At 39.8% G+C, this 22,872-nt stretch carries 23 protein-coding genes; 20 read left to right on the top strand and 3 right to left on the bottom strand.

The window, feature by feature from the left end:
• The first annotated feature begins 38 nt into the window (after window positions 1-38).
• From DBR40_RS25565 to DBR40_RS25525, 9 genes are all read left to right on the top strand, one after another.
• Complete coding sequence (locus tag DBR40_RS25565; protein ID WP_124562567.1) at window positions 39-1,910, top strand: CocE/NonD family hydrolase; 1,872 nt, start codon at window positions 39-41, stop codon at window positions 1,908-1,910.
• A gap of 185 nt (window positions 1,911-2,095) precedes the next feature.
• Window positions 2,096-3,961, top strand: a complete 1,866-nt coding sequence (locus DBR40_RS25560; RefSeq protein ID WP_124562566.1) for a CocE/NonD family hydrolase — start codon at window positions 2,096-2,098, stop codon at window positions 3,959-3,961.
• A 74-nt stretch (window positions 3,962-4,035) separates the two neighbouring features.
• The gene (locus DBR40_RS25555) at window positions 4,036-5,688 is read left to right on the top strand and encodes a M1 family metallopeptidase (protein WP_124562565.1); all 1,653 of its coding nucleotides are present in this window, start codon (window positions 4,036-4,038) and stop codon (window positions 5,686-5,688) included.
• Window positions 5,689-5,963: 275 nt separating this feature from the next.
• Window positions 5,964-6,695 carry a head GIN domain-containing protein gene (locus DBR40_RS25550; protein ID WP_124562564.1) on the top strand — a complete coding sequence of 244 codons (732 nt, stop codon included), beginning with the start codon at window positions 5,964-5,966 and terminating at the stop codon, window positions 6,693-6,695.
• Window positions 6,696-6,903: 208 nt separating this feature from the next.
• On the top strand, window positions 6,904-7,776 hold the full coding sequence (locus DBR40_RS25545) for a DUF4261 domain-containing protein (protein ID WP_158674140.1): 873 nt from the start codon (window positions 6,904-6,906) through the stop codon (window positions 7,774-7,776).
• A gap of 56 nt (window positions 7,777-7,832) precedes the next feature.
• Window positions 7,833-8,603 carry a DUF2185 domain-containing protein gene (locus tag DBR40_RS25540; protein ID WP_158674139.1) on the top strand — a complete coding sequence of 257 codons (771 nt, stop codon included), beginning with the start codon at window positions 7,833-7,835 and terminating at the stop codon, window positions 8,601-8,603.
• 25 nt (window positions 8,604-8,628) lie between these two features.
• Window positions 8,629-9,078 carry a DUF1572 family protein gene (locus tag DBR40_RS25535; protein ID WP_124562561.1) on the top strand — a complete coding sequence of 150 codons (450 nt, stop codon included), beginning with the start codon at window positions 8,629-8,631 and terminating at the stop codon, window positions 9,076-9,078.
• 3 nt (window positions 9,079-9,081) lie between these two features.
• Window positions 9,082-9,963: an archaemetzincin gene (locus DBR40_RS25530; protein ID WP_199748429.1), complete on the top strand. Its 882-nt coding sequence runs from the start codon at window positions 9,082-9,084 to the stop codon at window positions 9,961-9,963.
• Between the two features lie 166 nt (window positions 9,964-10,129).
• The gene (locus DBR40_RS25525; RefSeq protein WP_124562560.1) at window positions 10,130-10,501 is read left to right on the top strand and encodes a helix-turn-helix domain-containing protein; all 372 of its coding nucleotides are present in this window, start codon (window positions 10,130-10,132) and stop codon (window positions 10,499-10,501) included.
• Window positions 10,502-10,518: 17 nt separating this feature from the next.
• Here DBR40_RS25525 and DBR40_RS25520 read toward each other — a convergent pair whose 3' ends face one another.
• Together DBR40_RS25520 and DBR40_RS25515 are read right to left on the bottom strand one after the other, a co-directional pair.
• Window positions 10,519-11,409: a hypothetical protein gene (locus tag DBR40_RS25520; RefSeq protein WP_233603989.1), complete on the bottom strand. Its 891-nt coding sequence runs from the start codon at window positions 11,407-11,409 to the stop codon at window positions 10,519-10,521.
• An 83-nt stretch (window positions 11,410-11,492) separates the two neighbouring features.
• Complete coding sequence (locus DBR40_RS25515; RefSeq protein ID WP_124562559.1) at window positions 11,493-12,200, bottom strand: DUF2490 domain-containing protein; 708 nt, start codon at window positions 12,198-12,200, stop codon at window positions 11,493-11,495.
• 296 nt (window positions 12,201-12,496) lie between these two features.
• Here DBR40_RS25515 and fabV point away from each other — a divergent pair, with 296 nt between their 5' ends.
• The 5 genes from fabV to DBR40_RS25490 all read left to right on the top strand — a co-directional run bounded on the left by fabV (window position 12,497) and on the right by DBR40_RS25490 (window position 16,558).
• Complete coding sequence (fabV, locus tag DBR40_RS25510; RefSeq protein ID WP_124562558.1) at window positions 12,497-13,690, top strand: enoyl-ACP reductase FabV; 1,194 nt, start codon at window positions 12,497-12,499, stop codon at window positions 13,688-13,690.
• Window positions 13,691-13,804: 114 nt separating this feature from the next.
• A complete protein-coding gene (locus DBR40_RS25505) occupies window positions 13,805-14,338 on the top strand; it encodes a GNAT family N-acetyltransferase (RefSeq protein WP_124562557.1) in 534 nt (177 codons plus the stop codon).
• A gap of 146 nt (window positions 14,339-14,484) precedes the next feature.
• Window positions 14,485-14,937, top strand: coding sequence for a cold-shock protein (locus DBR40_RS25500; RefSeq protein ID WP_124562556.1), 453 nt, complete (start codon window positions 14,485-14,487; stop codon window positions 14,935-14,937).
• Between the two features lie 520 nt (window positions 14,938-15,457).
• The gene (locus DBR40_RS25495; RefSeq protein ID WP_124562555.1) at window positions 15,458-16,147 is read left to right on the top strand and encodes an SIMPL domain-containing protein; all 690 of its coding nucleotides are present in this window, start codon (window positions 15,458-15,460) and stop codon (window positions 16,145-16,147) included.
• 96 nt (window positions 16,148-16,243) lie between these two features.
• Complete coding sequence (locus DBR40_RS25490) at window positions 16,244-16,558, top strand: hypothetical protein (protein ID WP_124562554.1); 315 nt, start codon at window positions 16,244-16,246, stop codon at window positions 16,556-16,558.
• A gap of 180 nt (window positions 16,559-16,738) precedes the next feature.
• Here the strand turns inward: DBR40_RS25490 and serS are convergent, their stop codons facing one another.
• Window positions 16,739-18,010, bottom strand: a complete 1,272-nt coding sequence (gene serS / locus DBR40_RS25485; RefSeq protein ID WP_124562553.1) for a serine--tRNA ligase — start codon at window positions 18,008-18,010, stop codon at window positions 16,739-16,741.
• A 127-nt stretch (window positions 18,011-18,137) separates the two neighbouring features.
• Between serS and rsmI the strand changes: the two genes are divergently transcribed.
• The 6 genes from rsmI (at window position 18,138) to DBR40_RS25455 (ending at window position 22,803) form a co-directional block, all read left to right on the top strand.
• Window positions 18,138-18,851, top strand: coding sequence for a 16S rRNA (cytidine(1402)-2'-O)-methyltransferase (gene rsmI / locus DBR40_RS25480; RefSeq protein ID WP_199748428.1), 714 nt, complete (start codon window positions 18,138-18,140; stop codon window positions 18,849-18,851).
• Between the two features lie 39 nt (window positions 18,852-18,890).
• On the top strand, window positions 18,891-19,538 hold the full coding sequence (locus DBR40_RS25475; protein WP_124562551.1) for a PH domain-containing protein: 648 nt from the start codon (window positions 18,891-18,893) through the stop codon (window positions 19,536-19,538).
• A 126-nt stretch (window positions 19,539-19,664) separates the two neighbouring features.
• Entirely contained in the window at window positions 19,665-21,293 is a 1,629-nt protein-coding gene (gene lnt / locus DBR40_RS25470) for an apolipoprotein N-acyltransferase (RefSeq protein ID WP_124562550.1), read from the top strand.
• Entirely contained in the window at window positions 21,286-21,747 is a 462-nt protein-coding gene (locus tag DBR40_RS25465; protein ID WP_124562549.1) for a DinB family protein, read from the top strand. Before lnt ends, DBR40_RS25465 begins: the two co-directional genes overlap by 8 nt.
• Window positions 21,748-21,753: 6 nt before the next feature.
• Window positions 21,754-22,278 carry a signal peptidase II gene (lspA, locus tag DBR40_RS25460; RefSeq protein ID WP_124562548.1) on the top strand — a complete coding sequence of 175 codons (525 nt, stop codon included), beginning with the start codon at window positions 21,754-21,756 and terminating at the stop codon, window positions 22,276-22,278.
• Between the two features lie 108 nt (window positions 22,279-22,386).
• Entirely contained in the window at window positions 22,387-22,803 is a 417-nt protein-coding gene (locus DBR40_RS25455; protein WP_199748427.1) for an OsmC family protein, read from the top strand.
• Window positions 22,804-22,872 lie beyond the last annotated feature (69 nt).

Below are 22,872 nucleotides of genomic sequence, written 5' to 3'. Positions count from 1 at the left end.
TGCTATCTTTAAATTTTATTCCTAAAAACTAAACTTAAATGAACTTTCCCAGAATTTTCAGTCTCCTAATCTGTTTGTTTATTTCACATGAATTGCTGGCCCAGCAGAGCGATTCGGCGTATGTTAGAGAGAATTACACCAAAATAGAACGCCAGATTCCCATGCGGGATGGGGTTAAACTATTCACGTCAATTTATATACCCAAAAATCAATCCAAAAAATATCCATTTCTAATTAACCGCACGCCATATACCGTTGCACCTTATGGCGCAGACCAGTACAAATTGAGTTTAGGTAATTTTCCGGCCATGATGCGCGAAGGTTTCATCTTTGTTTACCAGGATGTGCGTGGCCGTTGGATGAGTGAAGGCACTTTTGCCGATATCCGTCCACAAGTAAGCGGTAAAAAAACCAAAACAGCAATTGATGAAAGTACCGATACCTACGATACTATTGACTGGCTGGTTAAAAATGTAAAAGGCAATAATGGCAGTGCCGGTATTTACGGCATTTCTTACCCTGGTTTTTATTCTACCACTTCGCTGCCCAATGCCCACCCGGCACTGAAAGCAGTTTCGCCACAGGCACCCGTTACCGATTGGTTTTTAGGTGATGATTTTCACCACCGTGGCACCTTGTTTTTAATGGATGCCTTTAGTTTTATGGGCAGCTTTGGTGTTCCCCGTCCAAAACCGATTACACCAGATAAGGGACCGAAAGGTTTTCAGTTCCCGATACAGGATAATTACCGCTTTTACCTCGAAGCCGGATCGGTTAAAAATTTAAAAGACCGTTATTTTGCCGACAGCATTAAATTCTGGAACGATTTATTTAAACACCCCAATCTCGATACCTTCTGGAAAGCGCGCTTAATTACCCCGCATTTAACCAATGTTAAACCTGCTGTGATGGTGGTTGGCGGTTTCTTCGATGCCGAAGATGCGTACGGTACATTTGCCACTTATAAAGCTATCGAGAAACAAAACCCCGGTGCAAATAATATCCTGGTAGCAGGGCCGTGGTACCACGGTGGTTGGGTGCGCAGTGATGGCTCTTACCTCGGCGATATTAATTTTGGCAAAACCACCAGTATCGATTATCAGCAACAATACGAATTACCTTTCTTTAAACATTATTTAAAAGGCGAAGGTGATTTTAACCCTGCCGAAGCCAATATTTTTGTAACCGGAAGCAACGAATGGAAAAAATTCAGTAACTGGCCACCACAGGATGTAGAAACGAAAAACCTGTATTTACACCCTAACGGAAAACTGGCTTTCGAAAAAGTGGGCCGTACCGATAGCTGGGATGAATATGTAAGCGATCCGAATAATCCGGTACCTTATCAGGATGGCGTTCAGGCCAAACGTACCCGCGAGTACATGATCGACGACCAGCGCTTTGCAGCCCGCCGGCCCGACGTAAAAACTTACCAAACCGATGTTTTGACAGAAGATATTACTTTAACCGGTCCTGTATTGGCTAACCTGGTAGTTTCTACAACCGGAACAGATGCCGATTATGTGGTTAAACTGATTGATGTTTACCCGGAAGATGCACCAAACCCGGTGCCTAACCCTAAAAACCTGATTATGGGCGGTTACGAAATGCTTGTACGCGGCGAAATTATGCGTGGCAAATACCGCAACAGCTTTGAAAAACCCGAGCCTTTTGTACCTGGTGCTATTACCAAAGTAAATTATCCATTGCCTGATGTAGCGCATACCTTTAAAAAAGGGCACAAAATCATGATCCAGATTCAAAACTCATGGTTCCCATTGGCTGATCGCAACCCACAAAAGTTTATGGATATTTATCAGGCAGAGCCCGGCGATTTCCAAAAAGCAACCCATAAAATTTACCACGATACCTTTAACAGTTCGTTTATTACAGTTTCGGTGTTGAAATAATTCCGCTCCCCGGTTCGTGCGTACACGAACCGGAAGGGCAAAACTATCATCCTAAGCTTGTCGAAGGATCGAATTCAAATAAAGAAATTTAAATACTAACTTTAATCTCAATAAATAAACATTGCTACCGCATTGGTTCTTTTATCCATCAACCAAATGCAGACCAACTTACTTATTCTTAAAAAATGAAATACTTTAAACTCTTTATCATCCTGCTTTCGGCATCATCTGCCTTTGCACAGGGAGATACCAATTACCCAAAGGCCAACTACACCAAAAAAGAAGTTTACATCCCCATGCGCGATGGGACAAAACTTTTCACTGCCATTTACACGCCTAAAGATGCGGCTAAGGATAAAAAATATCCGATGGTGATGCAGCGCACCTGCTACAGCGTGGCCCCTTATGGCGAAGATAAATTCCCTGCCCGTTTAGGGCCATCAGAGCTGATGATGAAAGAAGGCTACATTGTGGTTTATCAGGATGTTCGCGGCCGTTGGAAAAGCGAAGGAACCTGGACCAATATGACACCTGTAATCGACAATAAAAAAACCAAAAAAGATGTTGATGAAGGATCTGATACCTACGACACCATCGATTGGCTGGTTAAAAATGTAGCCAATAATAACGGTAAGGTTGGACAATGGGGAATTTCTTACCCCGGTTTTTATACCGCAGCAGGTATTTTAAGTAACCACCCTGCTTTAAAGGCTTCTTCGCCACAAGCACCCATTTCGGATTTCTTTTTTGATGATTTCCACCACAATGGCTCATTTTTACAGAGTTACTTTTTTACCTTCCCTGTGTTTGGCGTACAGAAAACCGATACTACTTCTAGAGCCTGGTACAACAACCAGATGATTAATCCTAAAACCAAAGACGGTTATCAATTTGCATTAGATCTGGGGCCTTTAACCAATGCTGACAAATATTATAAAAACAATTTTTTCTGGCAGGAAACGGTAAACCACCCCAACTACGATGATTTCTGGCAAAAACGTGGTCTGCTAAAGCACTATAGCACTATTAAACCGGCAGTAATGGTGGTAGGCGGCTGGTACGATGCCGAAGATTTATCAGGTCCGTTAAACATATACAAAACCATCGAGAAGAAAAATCCGAATGCTTACAACACCATCGTAATGGGACCTTTTGGCCACGGAAGATGGAGTCGCGAAACCGGCCATACCATGCACAGCAATGTGTATTTTGGCGATAGCATTGCCACTTTCTATCAAAAAAACATCGAAGCTAAATTCTTCAACCACTTTTTAAAAGGAAATGGCGATAAAAACTCTGGTTTACCAGAAGCGTACATGTTCGATACCGGCAAAAAAGAATGGGAAACCTTTAGCAAATGGCCTACCGAAAAAGCAAGCAAACAAAAACTGTATTTAGGTGCCGATGGTAAACTGAGTATGACGGCTCCGGCCACAACAGGCTCAGTTAATTACATCAGCGATCCGTTAAAGCCTGTTCCATACACTGAAGATTTAACCACCACACTAGGTTTTACCCCACACAATTACATGAGCGAAGATCAGCGTTTCGCTGGCCGCCGTCCCGATGTTTTGGTTTATCAAACTGATGTTTTGGATAACGATATTACTTTAGGTGGCGAAATTATGTCGCACCTTAAAATTGCCACAACAGGTACCGATGCTGATTTTATTGTGAAGTTAATTGATGTGTACCCGGCCGATGAACCTAACAACGCCTACATGCCTAACAAAAACATCATTTTGAGTAATTACTGGCAAATGGTACGTTCAGAAGTAATGCCGGCACGTTTCCGTAACAGTTTCGAAAAACCCGAGGCATTGGTGGCTAACCAAAAAACCGAGGTGAATTTCCAGTTACAGGATGTATTGCACACCTTTAAAAAAGGACACCGCATCATGATTCAGGTACAGAGCACTGCGTTTCCGTTGTTTGCCCGCAATCCTCAAAAATTTGTAGACAATCCTTATAAAGCCACCGAAGCCGACTATATTAAAGCTACACAAACTGTTTTTAACGATAGCTTTGTCGAAGTTGATGTAATTAAATAACAAGCCAATATGCCCGCGCGCGTTTCTAACGTGTGCGTAATAACCAATCGTTTTAAACGATTAATAAAAAACAAATGAAAAAACTATTCACCATTTTAGCGCTCGCATTCAGTATTTCAGGCCTGCAAGCGCAAATGCTGGGCAAAAACCAGGTAAATTCGCGTGCCGATAGCCTGCGCGGAACCCTTACGCCGCTACGTACTTGTTACGACATCAACTACTATCACTTAGATGTGAAAATAGATATCGATCAAAAATCGGTTAGCGGCAGTAACGAATTTGCCTTCACCGCTACACAAGATTTCACCAAACTACAGTTCGATCTTTTCGATAACCTTAAAGTAGAAAAGGTAGTTTACAAAGGTGCTGAACTAGCTTTTAAAAGAGAATACAATGCTGTTTTTGTAGCCTTCCCTAAGGCCGTAAAAAAAGGAAGCAAAGATAAATTCACTGTTTATTATTCAGGCAACCCGGTTGTCGCGAAAACACCACCCTGGGATGGCGGTTTCATTTTCAAGAAAGACAGCGCAGGCAATCCGTTTGTTTCGGTAGCTTGCCAGGGCTTGGGCGCCAGCTGCTGGTGGCCAAATAAAGATCACCAGAGCGATGAGGTAGACAGTATGCTTATCAGTATCAGCGTACCCAATACCTTACAAGAAATATCAAATGGCAGACTAAGAAACACGGTTGATAAACCAGATGGTTACAGGCAATACAACTGGATTGTGGGCAATCCAATCAACAATTACGATGTAAGCTTTTACATTGGCAAATACGCTCACTGGGAAGATAGCTACAATGGTGAAAATGGAAAACTAACCATCGATTACTGGGCTTTACAAACCGACAGTGCCAAAGCACGCCCACATTGGGATGCTGATGTAAAACCCATGCTAAAATGTTTTGAATATTGGTTTGGCCCTTACCCTTGGTATAAAGATGGTTATAAACTGGTACAGGCACCACACCTGGGTATGGAGCACCAAAGTGCTGTGGCCTACGGTAACCAATTTAAGCAAGGCTATCTGGGCCGCGATCTAAGTGGCACTGGGCATGGTTTAAAATGGGATTTCATCACCATCCACGAAAGTGGTCATGAGTGGTTTGGCAATAATATCACTTCAAAAGATATTGCCGATATGTGGATTCACGAAGGTTTTACCAATTACTCTGAAGTATTATTTACCGAGTGTACCGAGAATAAAGCTGCTGCAGATGAATATGTAATCGGGCTTCAAAAAAGCATCCGTAACGACGTTCCGGTTATTGGTCCTTACGGTGTAAATAAAGAAGGCTCTGGCGATATGTACCCTAAAGGAGCGAACCTCATTAGCACCATCCGCCAGTTAATTAATAACGATGAGAAATTCAGGCAGATTTTACGTGGTTTAGGCAAAACCTTTTATCACCAAACAGTTACTACAGCTCAAATTGAGCAATACATAGCCAGGCAAAGCGGTTTAAAATTAGATAAGATATTCGACCAGTATTTGCGTTACACCAAAATTCCGGTGCTTGAATATAAAATCAACAACAATACGCTTTCTTACCGTTGGGTAACCGATGTTAAGGGTTTCGATATGCCGGTACGCGTTACTTTGAAGGCCGGTACTTATACTTTAATTAAACCTACCAACGATTGGAAAGCCATTACGGTGGATGCAGGCGTAACTGTGGAAAATTTCAAACACGATCCCCTGTTTTATATTAACATTAAGAAGGGTTAAGTACAATAACCTATGGAGATCCTAAGTTTAGACGATCGTCATTCCCAACTTGATTGGGAATCTTAAAGCCCATTGCATTAAGATTCCCGCCTGCGCGGGAATGACGATCTAGTTCTGGAACCTTTTAGGTGAGGTCAGATGTTCCCATCTGACATTAAAAATCTGACACCAAATTAGCACGAAATTTTTCACCGGGTGCAACTTTTTGGCCGAACTGCCGTCTTATATTCAAAACCGATTATTCATCATTATTAAAGACCTATAAATCTATAACCATGAAAAAATTATTTGCCCTATTACTAGCTTCATTTACATTAACTTCTGGTATTAGCATAGCTGCAACAGCACATTCGCACATCAATGCTGTTAAATCCCTAAAAGACGACCGCGACGTTAAAAACTTCAATGGTATAGCCTCGGCCGGACCAATCAATGTAATTGTAACCCTGGGTAACACCGAAAGCTGCCGTTTAGAAGGCGATGCCGACGCCCTTGCTACCATCGTTACCGAAGTAAAAAGCGGCGTTTTGGTAATCCGCCCACAAACCAGCATCAGAAGCTGGTCTAATAAATATGATGGTAAAAAAATTACCGCTTATGTAACCGCAAAAGAACTGGCCAGCTTAACCGTTAGCGGCGATGGCGGCATAACTGTTAGCGGGAAAATCAGTACAGGTAGCTTAACCACTACAATTAGTGGCTCTGGAAGTATCAAAGCCACGGCTGATGTAGATAATTATAGCGGTGTTATTAGCGGATCGGGTTCTATCAACATTACCGGCGGTGCCGATCATGCCAAAGTGGTAATCAGCAGCTCAGGTGCTTTTGCCGGTAAATCTTTTGCTGTAAAAACGCTATCTACCACCATTAGTGGTTCAGGTACTGTTAACATCGCTGTTGACGAAAGTATCAGGGCCGTAATCAGCGGTTCAGGCAGTGTAAACTATTCTGGCAATCCAACAGTTGATAAAACTGTAATCGGCTCAGGAAAAGTGAGAAAAGTTTAAAACCTGATAAAACCTTATTTAAGAAACGTCCCGGAGCAATTCGGGACGTTTTTTTATGACTTGCATATACTATCCTTTTAACGAGCCAACTGTGTAAAATATTAAATGCCATTTTTGATAAGATAGGCTATAACAAATCGTAACTTAAAATCATTCGTAAAAATGAAAAAGAATCTCCCACTATATCCAAAACATGCTACATTTAGGCATGAATTTATTCAACCCATTTAAAAAGAAAAACACAATAACAGCAGATATTGAACCGATCGCTGAAGATAATCAACCTCAGAATTTCCCCGAAATGCTGATGACCAAGCTTTTATTTTCTGGCAAACCCAACCTCAATGCCGATCAGATTTTAGCGGAACTCAAAAAACAGATCACCAATATAGATCATTCATTTTCTACAAGCAGCCTTATTTTTTCCTTTCCCGATTATCCTGTTCAGCTGACCGACGCTACCCTCCCTGCACAGCTCAACATCCTGATCCCCGACAGGAATGAGGCTGGAGTTGGCCTTCCCGATACCGCATTTACCCAAAACTGGCACTGGCCGGAAGCCAATGAGATAGCGCAAAGCTGTCAATACGAAATACTGATTACCGATTTAATGTCGCGAAGCTTGCCCTATAAAGCACGTGTAAACCTGTTTATGGATTTCCTGACGACCGTAATCAGGGTTACAGAACCTAATGCAGTATATACCTTTCATGGCGACAAAATATTAAACCCCATCGCCATTACCAACCTTTGGGAAACCGATAAATTACAGGCACTGTATGCCTTCTGCAACGTTAGGCTTTTCAATGTAAGTAACGATCCTCAAAACCGCGAATTACTGATGGACACCATCGGCATGCATGCGCTAGGCCTTCCCGATTTCCAGATTAGGTTTACAGCATTTAATGAAAATGAAATGGCCAATTTACTGTGGAGTTACGCCTATCACGTTTACGAATATGGCGACATTATTGAAGAAGTAGACACCATGGAAGGATTAGCGGGCTCGAAATGGAAATGTGTAAAACAGCTTTCACTGGTTGCCCCCGAAAGAGTGGTGGTAAATGTAATTCCAGCATAAGCGCACATTTAATTGCCAGTTATCCGGCTTTTTCCAACATCTTACAGTTAAAACAAATGCATCTATCTAAAAAGAAAAAAAAGCAAAGAGAAGAGAATTTCGATCATTTTCCCCGCATTGGAGGATTGATGGTTTCGAAAATGATTGCAGAAGAAAATATGAAACCGCGTTTTATGTACCGCGAAAAAGGAATATGCGCTGAAGACAGTGGCTGGAGAATTTTTAGCGGCCACGAATCTGAAGGATATGTAGACGATCCGCAAAACATTAAAATCTACAATCCGTCTACCATTCTTAAAATTGATTCCTCAATAGAAAAGATCCTGCTCAAAGGAGTGGGTTCGGCTTATGAGAGAGCGGATGAACATGCCAGCTGGAAAAAAATTACAGATTTTGAACTGGAAGATGATTACATCGTAACCCACCAGCTAAGCGACAAGTGGACTATAGATATTAACAATCTCTTTGAGCGGATAGCAGAAACAGATGGAGATGTATTGTACACCACAGGTGATAAATCAGTCAGACTGTTTATCTGCAACGAACAAGATAAAACCAGGGCCGAAATATACCAGGAACGCATACAGTTTATAAAAGATCGCGATCAATCGGTAGCCAAAACATTAGATACATTCGACTTTTCAGATGATCAGATTTTAAAAGTGGGCTATATGATTAACGAACGCGATAATTTAAAAGCCTATCAGGTAATTTATGCTGATTCGATAGTAGATCAGCAATATTTAATGCTGGCCATATATTTCGATGATAAGAAGGATATAGAATGGGCCATAGAAACCTGGAAAAGCATAAAAGTAGCTGAATAAGATTTCCAAACCAAACTTCGTAACCATGCTAAACCAAATCCTTAAAAAACTATTCGACCGCGATCTGCATAAACTGAAAACGGAAATTGAATCATATCAAAACGAGGCCAATTTATGGATCATCGATCAAGGCATAGCCAATTCGGCTGGTAACCTCTGTCTGCACCTAATCGGCAATTTAAATACTTACATTGGTGCTACACTTGGAAACAGGGGGTACATCAGAAACCGTGACCTCGAGTTTTCATTAAAAGATGTGCCCAGCAAAGAACTGCTTATTAAAATAGATGAAACCATCGACATTGTAAACCGAACACTCGATAAAATAACAATAGAAGAGCTGGAGGCCGAATATCCCCTACTGGTGCTTGAAGGAAAAACTTCTACCGGATATTTTCTTACACACCTTGCTACCCATCTCGCCTATCACCTGGGGCAAATTAATTACCACAGAAGATTGCTAGATGCAAATTAGAATGTGAAGCGGGCGATCTATTCTCTTTTGGTTTACCTGTTTATCATAGTAGCGCTGGCATCTTGCAACAACAATTCCAGCTATTTTAGTGCAGTGGCTAAAAATGATATTCCGCTAAAAAAAACACAAAAAGGCGACTGGCTTTTTAATCATCAGGAACGAATTCAAACCCTGGCCAATTACCATAATAGTCACCCACTTACGCCCAACAAAATATTAAAAACCATTTATCTAAAACCAATTGGAGAATTTTCGGTACACGAGTGGAAACAAATTCAACTTACCCGTGAGTATTTAGAAAAGTTTTTCCAGCTTAATACAGTATTGCTGCCCAAAGTAAACAACAATATTGTGCCACCACATGCCCGGAGGATAAGCCAGCAACACGAACAACTATTAGCCACCTATATACGTGATACCGTTGTAGCCGTTGGGAGGCCAAAAGATGCAATCGCCATCCTTGGCATAACCGAAATGGATTTGTTCCCGAATGATAAATGGAATTTTGTGTTCGGGCTGGCATCTTATGATAAAGGATTGGCTGTAAACTCGATTTACCGGTTCCATAAAAAGCCCCTTGCAAATGAGCAATTTAATTTAAGCCTCGAAAGACTTCTAAAAACCGCTTCACATGAAATTGGCCACATGTTTGGATTAACCCATTGTGTTGAAGCCAATTGCCTAATGAATGACACTAATAGTTTAGGCGAAACTGATAGAAGCATAGCCAGACTATGTTCAAAATGCCAGCAAAAGCTAAATTCAAACCTGAAATACGACAATAGAAAAAGACTGAAAGCGCTAGCGGCCTTCTTTAACCAAAACAAACTCGGCAAGGAGCTTCAGCAAGTTAGTACAGATTTAAAAACTACTGAACAACAGTGATAGAGATTAGCAACTTAATTTTATTTATTACATAAAATTTTGACCTTTTAACATCGTTATTTTATGTTTTTAAATCGTCCATCAGCTTTTTACATCCGCTATAGCTATTGTTTAATCATGCCTGATAAACTGAATACCGTTTTTTATCACTTAACCGATTAACAATATGTTATTTTTAAATGTAATTCCAATTTTTATTGCCCGGGGCATTGAACGTCCCCATACCTACCTCACTATAGCAGGTTTCACGCCACACCCGGCGCACTACATTCTACATGGTAAAACACGGTCGATCAGGTTAGATCATATCGAGAAATTATGCAAACTTTTAATTTGCGAACCTGCCGATCTATTTGTTTGGTACCTCAATAAAAACGAAATACTTAGCGACAAGCATCCATTAAAGAAATTAATAAGGCGCGAGGAAGAAACGAACATCCACAACCTCATTGCCGATGTTCCGTTTAAAGATATTGCAAAGATTGCGGCGGCAATTAAAGAGCAGAAAGATGATCAGGAAACAAAAAAGGAGGCTTAAGCCTCCTTTAATCTCTTTTAAAACTGAACCCCAATTAACCAGATGTTTTCGATATAGTTAATTTTCTGACTGGCTTTATCAAACTCGTCCCAGCCTGTGGTGTGTACATTGGTTAAATTGGTCGCCCCAAATTTGGTTGTATTTTGTACATAAAAGTTTTTCCAGATGTAAAACTTCAAACCAACTTTTGCCGAAACACCGTAGCCAGAAATGCTGAAGTGGTTATTGCGGCCCTGGCCAAACAAACGTACATCAGAACGTGGTACCATTAGCCCACCGCCTAAACCGGTTTCTAAAGTTAATGAGGTTTTGCCACCTGGTGCAACCCAAATATCATCATAACGCTCTACTTCTATATTGGCATAATTAAAGCCATCTGTATGCTCGTAAGTAAGCATGCTTTCTTTAACATTAATACTTTGGCCATTATAATCACCTGCCAATGTACCAGTAGGTGTATTTTCATGCGAAATATTTGGACCAATATGTCCGGTAATGGCAACAGTCTGCGGAATATCCATCACATATTTCATGTGGTCCCAGCCAATAGAAATACTGTAATTATCTTTTATAAAATAACCTACCCGAATATTATACTGAGGTACCGTAATTAAACCGGGATTTAAATATTCCCAACTTAATTTTGATTGCCTGTCGTGCGCCACAACATCCTTTAGCATAAAATCGTAGTTCGGCCCCTGAAAACGGATATCGCTTTTGCCATACCAGGAACTATTGTATCCCCAATGAAAATAAAAATCGCCTTTACGCGAAAAATTCCGCTTGTGTTCAGGGTTAAATAAACTTTTCGAGGTCGGCGTTTGGTTGGCAGAAGAACTTTTAATTTCTTGTGCGTGCATCCGCTTGCCGAATAAAAGTGCTAAAAATAGAATGGTAAATTTTTTCACGCGGCAAATTGAGCAAAAAGCAAGGTCAATTACAACAGCTTTAACACTTTGTAAGAGTTGTTGTACAAAAAATGACTTTAAAATTAAAACCTGGTGTACAGTGCTAACTGGATAATATTATTAACTGTATTAGCCGTTGCCCCATGTTGCGCCTGGTTCATATAACCTGCCTCAACATCAAACTGCTTCGAAAAACGGTAGCCCAAAGCCAGGTATGCGCGGTTTTGATCAAAAACACTATTATTAATCTGGCTTTTGTTCTGCAGGTTTAAGAAAATTTCATTCTGTAAAGCTACAAAAGCACCCTTGGTAAAAGTTGGCTGTGCTTTTTGCAAAGGCTTAATAAACCTTACAAAATAGCGAAACCGTTGCGAAAACAAGTCTTCGTTGTTTAAACGCTCAATAAAACGTTGTTCTAACCTAAACCTGTGACTCGTAAATACTGAACTGATTTTATGGTTATAAATGTATTGCTCAAAAATACGGTGTTCGGTTAAAGAATTATTAGAAGAACCCAATAACCTTAATTCGGTGTTCTGCCATAAATAACCCAGGGCCACATTACTTTTATTGTTGATGAAATATTGCACTGCCGGGCGCACCAGAATGTTACGTACGTAACCCCAGTCGTCGGCCGAACGAACTTGAAGATCAAATTGCAATCCCCATTTATCGTTAAATTTAGTATTGTTTAAAAACATAAACCAGCCAGAGTTCTGATTTTGAGTCTGTGCTGATAGTTTTCCAAATGCCATCAAAATAAATAAGATGGGCAGTAATAGCTTTTTCATTAATGGTTACCGGTTTTATCTGTGTGCCGCTAAAATAAAAGAAATATGTGAGAGTCGGAAGTCGGGAGTTAGAAGTCCGGAGTCTAATTGCCAATAACTATAGCTTTGCGTTTCTTTGCGCCCTTTGCGGTTAAAAATAGAAACACTCTTCCACTTAAAAACCTTCAATATTTAAAATTCATTTAATGTTAAGCAATTAAAAATTTATCTTCGTTAAAGATTTAGGCACTAAAGCTTTTCAAGAGACCTTTAAAGCGTCCTTATTTTAACATTACAAAACGTAAAAAAGAACAAAAATGATTATCGAACCTAGAATGAGGGGCTTTATCTGTTTAACAGCACACCCTGATGGTTGCGCTCAAAACGTAAAGAATCAAATTGAATATGTAAAATCAAAAGGAGCTATCAACGGCCCTAAAAAAGTATTGGTAATTGGTGCTTCAACCGGTTTCGGTTTAGCTTCAAGAATTGCTGCTGCTTTTGGCTCTGACGCTTCTACCATTGGCGTATTTTTCGAAAAAGCACCTTCAGAAGGTAAAACTGCTTCACCGGGCTGGTACAACAGTGCCGCATTTGAAAAAGAAGCACATGCAGCTGGCTTATACGCTAAAAGCATCAATGGCGATGCCTTCTCAAAAGAAATCAAAGCAAAAACGCTCGAACTGATCAAAGCTGATTTAGGTCAGGTAGATTTAGTGATTTACAGTTTAGCCTCTCCGGTTAGAAAACACCCTGATACAGAAGTTTTACATCGTTCTACCTTAAAACCAATCGGCGAAACTTACACCAATAAAACTGTCGATTTCCATACAGGCAATGTAAGCGAAGTTTCGATCGAGCCTGCAACAGAAGAAGATATTGCCAACACCGTGGCAGTAATGGGTGGCGAAGATTGGTCAATGTGGATTGACGCCCTAAAAGCCGATAACCTTTTGGCTGATGGTGCTACCACAGTGGCTTACTCTTACATTGGCCCTGCTTTAACCGAACCGGTTTACCGCAAAGGTACCATAGGCCGTGCAAAAGACGATTTAGAAGCTACAGCCTTTACCATTGGCGATAAATTAAAAGATATTAACGGTAAAGCCTATGTATCGGTAAACAAAGCATTGGTTACACAAGCCAGTTCAGCTATTCCGGTTATTCCGTTGTATATCTCTTTATTGTACAAGGTAATGAAAGCCGAAGGCATTCACGAAGGTACCATTGAGCAAATCCAAAGGTTATATGCCGACAGGTTATTTACAGGCAACCCGGTTCCTGTTGATGAAAAAGGCAGAATCAGGATTGACGATTGGGAAATGCGCGAAGATGTACAGGCAAAAGTGGCCGAACTTTGGGAGCAAGCTACAACCGAAACTTTGCCAGCCATTGGCGATTTACCAGGTTACAGATCTGATTTCTTAAGCCTGTTCGGTTTCGAAATTGATAAAGTAGATTATCAGAAAGAAGCAAACGAAGTGGTTGCCATTGAAGGTCTGGTAGACTAGACTACGAGTCCGACACCCTGATCCAATACCTATCGGATTTGTTTCAGGGTCCCTACTATAAAATACTCAACAAACGGCTGGCTTTTTAGCTGGCCGTTTTTATAACCAACCCATATGTATTTCGATTTACAACCAACCTTAGAAAACGATTTAATTCAAATAGTTCCGTTAAAAGAAACTGACTTTGAAGCCTTGTATGCGGTAGCATCCGATCCGCTGATCTGGGAGCAGCATCCAAACAAAGACCGTTACCAGAGAACAGTTTTTAAGAATTTCTTTAAGGGCGCAATCGAATCGAAAGGGGCATTTATTGTTTATGAAAAAGAAACGGGCAAGATTGTAGGGAGCTCAAGATATTACGAACTGGATGAAGAAAACAGTTCGGTTGCTGTTGGTTATACCTTTATCGGTCGCGAATTTTGGGGAAAAGGGCACAACCGCGCGCTAAAAACACTGATGCTTGATTATGCATTTCAATTTGTAGATAAAGTAATTTTGCATATTGGCGCAAGCAACTATCGTTCGCAAAAAGCTACAGAAAAATTAGGGGCAAGCAAAGTTGGCGAATTAGAAGTAGCCTATTACGGCGAACCGGTAAAATTGAATTTTGTTTACCAGGTAGATAAAGCAAGCTGGGCAGCTATGTAACTGATTTTATGCGAATTTGGCGAATAAAACTTAGATAATTTATTATGGGCATTCCCGAATAAAATCGTGTTTATGCTTAAGTATTGTTATCTTTGCATAATTCTCCATTCCACTCACCCTTCTAAAACAAAACAATTAAATAAAATATGGCTAAATCTCAGGCAACATACAGTAAAAAAGAGAACGAAAAAAAACGATTAAAGAAACAAAAAGAGAAACAAGAGAAAAAAGAAGAACGTCAGGCTAATGCTAAAAAAGGCTTATCGCTTGAAGATATGATGGCTTACGTTGACGAAAACGGAAACATCTCTTCTACTCCACCCGATCCAAGCAAAAAGAAAGTAATCAATACTGAAGACATTCAGATTGGTATTTCAAGACAAGAGGATATTATTGACGAAAGCCCGGTTAAAAAAGGAACAGTTACTTTCTTTAACGATAGTAAAGGTTACGGATTCATTAAAAATACCGAAACTCAGGATAGCATCTTTGTTCACGCCAATGGTTTAATCACACAGATTAAAGAAGGTGATAAAGTTACTTTCGAAGTTGAAATGGGCCAAAAAGGACCAACTGCCGTTAAAGTTTCAAAAGTTTAACCGCTAAATACGCTCCATTTGTATCAGTTTAAGGATACAATAAGATTAAAATTCTGCAGAAATATTCTGCTGCGCTCGGTTTTATAATCCTATATAATTCCGTCTATTTAAGCATAAAACCTTGCGCATAATTTTTCTCGATTGAGAAAACACGCTCTACCCGTTTTACATTTTTCAATCCAAATTAACCTTTTTGAGTACAGGCATAAGCTATACTTTGGCTACAATTTTAACTCAACGAAGGTCATCACCACTAAAATTTAAAAAATATTTTATAATTTATTTTTAGCCTTTTCGGCCTAAAAAAACTCGTTTCGGTCTTTATTTCACAAAAATACATCCAACTGGAAATAAACAAGATAGACTGAAAAATCACCCTATACTTCAATAAATAATGGCCTGATTGTAGCTATTTGAAAGTGAAGCCCGTTATCAGGGAAAACAAAAAATATTTTAATCACGGTGTGGAATTTGTGCAGCACTTACATCTTTACAGTACACACAAAGAAAAATTTGAATTATGAAAAAGTTAATAGCACTTGCATTAGTTGCATTTTTAGGATTATCGACAGCGATGGCTCAACAAGTAGATTTACGCAGAAAAATTAATGTTAGCGGTACCTCCGAAACAGAAGTTACACCCGATATTATTTACATTGGCATTTCGCTAAAAGAATACTTAAACGGTAAGAAAAAAGTAGAAATTACTGAATTAGAAAAACAACTCTATGCAGCGGTTCAAAAAGCTGGTATTGCAAAAGAAAATTTAACCATCAGCAATTTAAGCAGCTGGAACTATGCTACAGAGAAAAAGAAAAATCCTGATTTTTTAGCCAGCAAACAATACCGCTTAAAAGTTAGCGATTTAAACAAGTTTAACACCATCATTGAGGCCATTGATGCCAAAGGTATTGCAAACACCAACATCGAAAGCTATGATTACAGCAAAATCGAAAGCCTGAAAAAAGAGCTGAAAATTAAAGCCTTATTAGCTGCAAAAGAAAAAGCGGCTTACATGGTAGAAGCTTTGGGCGATAAATTAGGTAGCGTAATTGAGATACAGGATGGTGGCGACAATGTTGTACAACCTGTTTACAGAAACTACATGATGAAGTCGGCAATGGCCGAATCTGCAGATGCTGCACCGGAAATCGACTTCAAAAAAATTAAGTTAAACTTCAGTGTTAATGTAGTTTTCGAAATCAAATAACATATTTAACATTTAATTAGCTGTTTTTAAAACCTACCAGAACATTTTGGTAGGTTTTTTGTTAGTTAGAGGTCGAACACTAAAAAAATTAATATTATGAAAAAATTCATCTACACGCTAGCCTTGGTTTTCGCTTTAGGCATTAGTTTTAATTCGGCTCAGGCAGCTGATAAACCTGCTAAGAATCCAACTGAATTAACTGCAGAACAGGCTGTAAAATTAGAAAGAATTAAAACCCGTGTTGAAGAAATCAGGGACATGGACAAATCAAACCTAACTAAAGCAGAACGTAAGGCATTACGCAGCGAATTAAGAGAGTTAAAAGGACAAGCACGCGCAATCTCTGGTGGTGTTTACCTTTCAGTTGGTGCCATTATCATCATCATCTTATTGTTGATCCTGATCCTATAATCGAAATTACATCTATCTATATAAAAACAAAAAGCTTTGCAGTGATGCAAAGCTTTTTTTATGCACTTCTTACGAAGTTAGCTAAGGATTATGCGGTGAAAACTTCGTAAGTCTTAGCCCTTCTTGCTAAACTATCGAAGTTCCTCATGCGCCTTGCCCTCAAAACTTCGTTAGTTACCCCTAATCAATCATATCAAACCCTGTGTACTTCACCAAAGCTTCAGGGATTTTAATGCCGTTCTCGGTTTGGTAGTTCTCTAAAATAGAAGCTACAATACGTGGTAATGCCAGTGCACTTCCGTTTAACGAGTGTGCCAGTTGTGCTTTGCCTTCTTTCCCTTTAAAACGTAGTTTTAAACGGTTGGTTTGATAAGTTTCGAAGTTAGAAACAGAAGAAACCTCTAACCAACGTTCCTGAGCAGCACTCCACACTTCCATATCGTATGTCATAGCCGATGTGAAGCCCATATCGCCACCACATAAACGTAAAACGCGGTAGTGTAAACCAAGCTCTTGTAAAAGCGATTGAACATACTGGCTCATATCTTCCAATGTTTCGTACGATTTATCTGGATGGGTAATTTGTACAACCTCTACCTTATCAAACTGGTGTAATCGATTTAAACCGCGTACGTGTGCACCATAAGAACCTGCTTCCCTGCGGAAACAAGGAGTGTAAGCCGTATTTTTAACCGGTAAATCTTCTTCCTTAACAATAACATCGCGGTATAAATTAGTTACCGGAACTTCGGCCGTTGGAATTAAATATAGATCATCAACCGTTGAGTGATACATTTGTCCTTCCTTATCTGGCAACTGTCCGGTTCCAAAACCCGAAGCTGCATTTACCAAATGTGGTACCTGCATTTCTTTATACCCCGCAGCAGTAGCGTGATCCAAAAAGAAATTGATAAGTGCACGTTGCAACCTGGCACCTTTTCCTTTATAAACAGGAAAACCTGCACCGGTTATTTTAACGCCCAGTTCGAAATCAATAATATCATATTTAGCAGCAAGCTCCCAATGCGGCAAGGCCTTAGTTGGTAATTTTGCTGGTTCGCCATGTGTAAGCACAATTTCGTTATCATCGGCAGTTGAGCCTTGTTTTACCAAATGATAAGGCAGGTTTGGCAACTGAACAATCAGATTATGCTGCGCCGTTTCCAGTTCATTTAATTTATCGCCTAGGTTTTTAATATTTTCTTTATGAGAAGCAGTTTGCGCTTTAATTGCCTCAGCTTCTTCTTTTTTGCCTGCTCGCATTAGATCGCCAATTTGTTTAGCGGCTGCATTGGCCTCTGCAGAAATACTATCTAACGAAGTTTGAGTGGAACGGCGTTCTTCATCAATTTTAATGATTTCGTCTACCAGTTCTGGTTGTTTAAAATTACGTACACTTAAACGTTCTAAAACTTTCTCTCTATTTTCGCGGATATAGTTAACTTGCAGCATTATTTTATTTTTTTCACAAAGATAGAAAGAGTTTTCAGTTTTTAGTTTGCAGTTTTCAACCATCCGCAGCTCAATAACTTGATACTTGATACCTAATACTTAATACCCGATACAAATACCTGATACAATGGATGGCAAACTATTTCTCGTACCCACGCCAATAGGCAACCTGGAGGACATGACCTTTAGGGCAATCCGGATTCTAAAAGAATGTGATTTAATTTTGGCCGAAGATACCCGCACCAGCGCACCCATGCTCAAGCATTTCGGCATTGACAAAAGGGTTTTCGCGCACCACCAGCATAACGAACATAAGGCCACTTCAGAAATTATCAGGTTTTTAAATGAGGGGCAGAAAATTGCCCTGATCTCGGATGCCGGTACTCCTGCCATTTCCGATCCCGGTTTCTTTCTCGTGCGCGAGGCCATTAAAAACGATATTGCCGTAGAGTGCCTGCCCGGCGCAACTGCTTTTGTTCCAGCTTTGGTTAATTCGGGTCTCCCCGCCGATGCCTTTTGTTTTGAAGGTTTTTTACCCGTTAAAAAAGGTAGGCAAACTAAATTTAAAAAACTGGCCGAAGAAGAGCGCACCATTATACTTTATGAAAGTCCGCACCGTTTATTAAAAACTTTAGAAGAGTTTGCGCAATATTTGGGAGCAGAACGGCAGGCATCAGTAAGCAGAGAGCTGACCAAAATGTTCGAAGAAACTGTAAGAGGCACTTTAACTGAAATAAAATCACACTTTGAAAACAATACTTTAAAAGGAGAATTTGTAATTTGCATAGCGGGTAAAACCGTAACAAAGAACAAGAACAAATATGATGATGCCGAAGATTAGCATCTGAACATAAACAACACATCAATTTTAAAAAATATTATGATTAGTATAGATAGATTTCTAAGCGACGAACAAGACCCAAAAGCGGTTGAAAAGGTGATTGGAAAATTAAACGATCTTTTAACTACAGGCGAAGAGCTTTTATATTTAGCTGTGCAGAAAAAGCCAGCTGTAAACTTGTTACCCGATAGCATTGCCATTTCGAACAAAAGGATTTTTTACTGCGAACCGGGCAACCTGGGTTTAACCATGAATTTTAAAGATATTTCATGGAAAAGCATTAAAGAAGTTTCGTTTAAAGAAGAGTTTTTCGGTTCTAAATTTATCTGTGTGCCACAACACGGCGAAAATATTGTAACCGAATTTATTCCTAAAGTACAGGCACGCAAATTACACCAGGCGGCAAATCAGCAGTTAGAAGAGTATAAAGAAATGTTGCGTCAGCAAAAATTGGAAGAAAACCGTGCAACAGCCTCTCCCATTAATTTAAATGCACAGCCATTTGCCGAAATTCCTGCCCCGGCGCCAGAACCTGAGCAACCGGTTATCCAAATTGCCGAAGTGGTAGAAGAAGCTGAAGATGAAACAACATTAAAGCTACGCAAGCTTAAAACTTTGTACGATAAACACCTGATTACACAAGAAGAGTACGAAGCCAAAAAAGCGAATATTTTAGATAGTTTATAAACAATACTGTCATGCTGAGGCACGAAGCATCTCTGACATAGTAATACTGCCTTATATTAACAAGAACAGCATCAGTTTTCTGCTGCGTAGAGATTCTTCCTACGTCAGAATGACAAGTAATTTTATATGAAATCCAAGCAAACCTACCTCCTGGCCCTCTTAAGTGCATTTTTACTGTGGCTGGCCTGGCCGCCTATGCCATTTACCACACCATTATTGTTAATTGGATTGGTGCCCCTGCTAATTGCAATCGACAGCATTGCAAACAGTGGTATCAAAAAAACCGGCAAGCAGATTTTCCTTACTGCAGGCTTAACGTTCTTAACTTGGAACACAGCAGCTATTTACTGGGTTTACAACGCCATTAGTGCCTACAACAATCCCATCGTAGCTATACCGGTATCGTTAATCCCCTATGGTTTGGGCGCACTTTTAATGACTTTTTCGGTTTGGCTTTATTACCGTTTGGGTAGGTACGTTAATAAAACCGTAGCTTATATTGGCTTAATCTCCTTTTACATTGCATTAGAGTATCTGCAACAAACCTGGGACCTGGCTTTCCCCTGGATGACTTTAGGTAACGGACTGGCAGGCATGCACCAACTGGCACAATGGTACGATTATACCGGGGTTTATGGTGGCTCACTTTGGATTTTAACCAGCAATATTCTTGCTTTCGAAGCTTACAAAAAATTAAAAACACAAAGTGGCTATTTAAAGCTCAGGACTTTAGGTATCTGGGCATTGGTCGTTATTATTCCAATTGCCGTTTCATTAACAAAATACTTTAACGCTGAGCAAAAAGGCACACCCAGCAATGTAGTGGTGGTTCAGCCCAATATCGATCCTTATCAAAAACTGGAGAGTATACCTACTGCCGAGCAGGTCAGAATTTTGACGCATCTTTCCGACTCAATTGGCCAAACCAATACCGAATATTTTATCTGGCCGGAAACGGCTATCCCTAACCGTGCCGAGGAGGATCGGATCAGATCAAATCCTGATTTCTTTGCACTGCAAAACTTCTTAAGTAAATACAAAAACGGAACGCTCATTACCGGGATAGAAAGTATAAAGGTTTACCAGACAAAAAAAACAGTTTCGGCAAAGTACGACCCGCAAAACAACCTGTATTGGGATAATTTTAACACAGCCATGCAGGTAGAGAATTCTGCTAACGTACAGTTTTATCATAAATCGAAGCTGGTGCCTGGTGTAGAAAAAATGCCTTTCCCAAAAGTATTTTCCTTCATGGATGGTGTATTCGCTCAACTTGGTGGAACCGTTGGTGGCTGGGGCTGGCAGGATAAGCCAGAAGTACTTTATGCACAAAGCGGTATTGGTGTTGCACCGGTAATCTGTTATGAAAGTCTTTGGGGCGAATGGGTTGGTCAATCGGTTAAAGATGGTGCCCAGTTTATTGCTGTTATTACCAATGATGCCTGGTGGGGAAATACCTCAGGCAAAGATCAGCATGAAATGTATGCTAAACTTAGGGCTATAGAAACACACCGCGACGTAGCACGCTCGGCCAATACGGGTATTTCGTGCTTCATTAACCAGCGTGGCGATGTAACCCAAAGTACTAAATGGTGGACAAGAACAGCCATAAAAGCAAATATTAACCTGAATGACGAAATAACCTTTTACGTAAAAAGCGGAGATATTATTGCAAAATTCCTGAGCCTTGCTGCTATTCTTTTAGCTTTGATTATTCCATATAGAAAATGGATCAGAAAATCGGGCCATGCTTAAACAACAATATGATTTCGTTTTATCCTCAAGAAATACCCTATTAACTTACATTGGGACTGTATCCGAGCAGGATTTCTTAACCGAAAACAGCTCGTTCGGCAGAGGTTCAATCCGAAATTTACTGTTACATATCTGCCAAACCTATAGTGCATGGATAGGCGAAAGAGCATTAGGCATTGAACAGGAGTTTTTACCTTTCGACAATTATCAGACCTTAAGCGATTGTCGAAGCTATTTTAACCAGGTAGATGAATACATCGGCTTATTTATAGAAAAATTTAAAGGAAATGAACAACAGGAAATTGAGCTAAAAAGAAATCAGGAATCTTTAATTGTAAACCCCTTGAAATTATTTACCCATGTTATTACCCATGAGTTTCATCATAAAGGGCAAATTATGTCGCTTAGCAGGCATTTAGGCTATACGCCGGTTGATGCCGATATTATCAGATAAAAAATTATGCAAAAAATAAAAAACCTACGCTGGTCGGTATTGCTCTTATTATTAACCTTAAATTTTGGTTGCGATCAGATATCCAAAAAAATTGTTCGCGTAAAAATCAGCAATTACGAACATATCAGCATCATTAAAGACCGTTTCACCTTAACGCGTGTAGAAAACAGCGGTGCCTTTTTAAGTCTGGGAGATGAGATGCCCTATATTTTCAGACTGATCATTTTAACAGGTCTACCTCTATTATTTTTAGGTTATGGACTGTATTTTCTATTTGCCAAACGCAATCTTCCTATAAGCGTTCAAATTGCACTGTGTTTTTTAATTGGCGGTGGTATTGGTAATTTATACGATAGGATTGTGCACGGCTCGGTTACCGATTTTATGCACATTGACTTTTACATTTTTCAAACTGGGGTATTCAATTTTGCCGATATTTCCATCATGATCGGTGTGGGCATTTTACTGGTACAATCGTTTAGGAGTAAAATCACCAGGCCTGAAGAAGAAACCATTTCTGAAATTGAATAATCTGCCAAAACAGATCTATTTCTTAACAAAGATTTTCATTCCTTGTACAAACATATATTTATCTTTAGCTGTTAAACAATCTAAAATCAACCAAAAATAAATTTGATCATGAAAAGAAATGCAACGGCCGTTTGGCAAGGTTCTATTAAAGAGGGTGCTGGCAATATTACCACGCAAAGCACAACTTTAAACAATACACAATATTCTTTTAATTCGCGCTTTGCGGAAGGTGTGGGTACCAACCCTGAAGAATTAATTGCAGCGGCACATGCCGGATGTTTCACCATGAAATTATCTGCTAACTTAACCGAAGCAGGTTTTACTGCAGATAAACTGGAAACCAAATGTGAGATTAACCTCGATCCTTCAAAAGGAGAGATTGTAGAATCGCATTTAACATTAACAGCTTCGGTACCGGGCTTATCGCAAGATAAATTTGACGAATTGGTGGCTGATGCAGAAAAAAATTGCCCGATCTCTAAATTGTTAAACACCACCATTACGATTGATGCTACTTTAGCATAAAAAACCGTTAACATATAAAACGTCATCTGGAAGCATTCGCCAATCAGATGACGTTTTTTTGCGTTTAAT

Origin of the sequence: Pedobacter sp. KBW01 (genome assembly GCF_003852395.1) — a bacterium.
Lineage (GTDB): Bacteria > Bacteroidota > Bacteroidia > Sphingobacteriales > Sphingobacteriaceae > Pedobacter.
The sequence above is the reverse complement of the archived record's forward strand: the minus strand, read 5'-3'. Positions and strand labels throughout refer to the sequence as shown.

Bases quoted from the DNA above. Each gene is read 5' to 3' on its own strand.
- DBR40_RS25555 (WP_124562565.1), top strand. From the start codon at position 4,036: ATGAAAAAACTATTCACCATTTTAGCGCTCGCATTCAGTATTTCAGGC.
- rsmI (WP_199748428.1), top strand. From the start codon at position 18,138: ATGGATGGCAAACTATTTCTCGTACCCACGCCAATAGGCAACCTGGAG.
- DBR40_RS25495 (WP_124562555.1), top strand. From the start codon at position 15,458: ATGAAAAAGTTAATAGCACTTGCATTAGTTGCATTTTTAGGATTATCG.
- DBR40_RS25540 (WP_158674139.1), top strand. From the start codon at position 7,833: ATGCATCTATCTAAAAAGAAAAAAAAGCAAAGAGAAGAGAATTTCGAT.
- DBR40_RS25525 (WP_124562560.1), top strand. From the start codon at position 10,130: ATGTTATTTTTAAATGTAATTCCAATTTTTATTGCCCGGGGCATTGAA.
- DBR40_RS25515 (WP_124562559.1), bottom strand. From the start codon at position 12,200: ATGAAAAAGCTATTACTGCCCATCTTATTTATTTTGATGGCATTTGGA.
- DBR40_RS25560 (WP_124562566.1), top strand. From the start codon at position 2,096: ATGAAATACTTTAAACTCTTTATCATCCTGCTTTCGGCATCATCTGCC.
- serS (WP_124562553.1), bottom strand. From the start codon at position 18,010: ATGCTGCAAGTTAACTATATCCGCGAAAATAGAGAGAAAGTTTTAGAA.
- fabV (WP_124562558.1), top strand. From the start codon at position 12,497: ATGATTATCGAACCTAGAATGAGGGGCTTTATCTGTTTAACAGCACAC.
- DBR40_RS25535 (WP_124562561.1), top strand. From the start codon at position 8,629: ATGCTAAACCAAATCCTTAAAAAACTATTCGACCGCGATCTGCATAAA.
- DBR40_RS25550 (WP_124562564.1), top strand. From the start codon at position 5,964: ATGAAAAAATTATTTGCCCTATTACTAGCTTCATTTACATTAACTTCT.
- DBR40_RS25475 (WP_124562551.1), top strand. From the start codon at position 18,891: ATGATTAGTATAGATAGATTTCTAAGCGACGAACAAGACCCAAAAGCG.
- DBR40_RS25465 (WP_124562549.1), top strand. From the start codon at position 21,286: ATGCTTAAACAACAATATGATTTCGTTTTATCCTCAAGAAATACCCTA.
- DBR40_RS25500 (WP_124562556.1), top strand. From the start codon at position 14,485: ATGGCTAAATCTCAGGCAACATACAGTAAAAAAGAGAACGAAAAAAAA.
- DBR40_RS25455 (WP_199748427.1), top strand. From the start codon at position 22,387: ATGAAAAGAAATGCAACGGCCGTTTGGCAAGGTTCTATTAAAGAGGGT.
- DBR40_RS25565 (WP_124562567.1), top strand. From the start codon at position 39: ATGAACTTTCCCAGAATTTTCAGTCTCCTAATCTGTTTGTTTATTTCA.
- DBR40_RS25545 (WP_158674140.1), top strand. From the start codon at position 6,904: ATGAATTTATTCAACCCATTTAAAAAGAAAAACACAATAACAGCAGAT.
- DBR40_RS25505 (WP_124562557.1), top strand. From the start codon at position 13,805: ATGTATTTCGATTTACAACCAACCTTAGAAAACGATTTAATTCAAATA.
- lnt (WP_124562550.1), top strand. From the start codon at position 19,665: ATGAAATCCAAGCAAACCTACCTCCTGGCCCTCTTAAGTGCATTTTTA.
- DBR40_RS25490 (WP_124562554.1), top strand. From the start codon at position 16,244: ATGAAAAAATTCATCTACACGCTAGCCTTGGTTTTCGCTTTAGGCATT.
- lspA (WP_124562548.1), top strand. From the start codon at position 21,754: ATGCAAAAAATAAAAAACCTACGCTGGTCGGTATTGCTCTTATTATTA.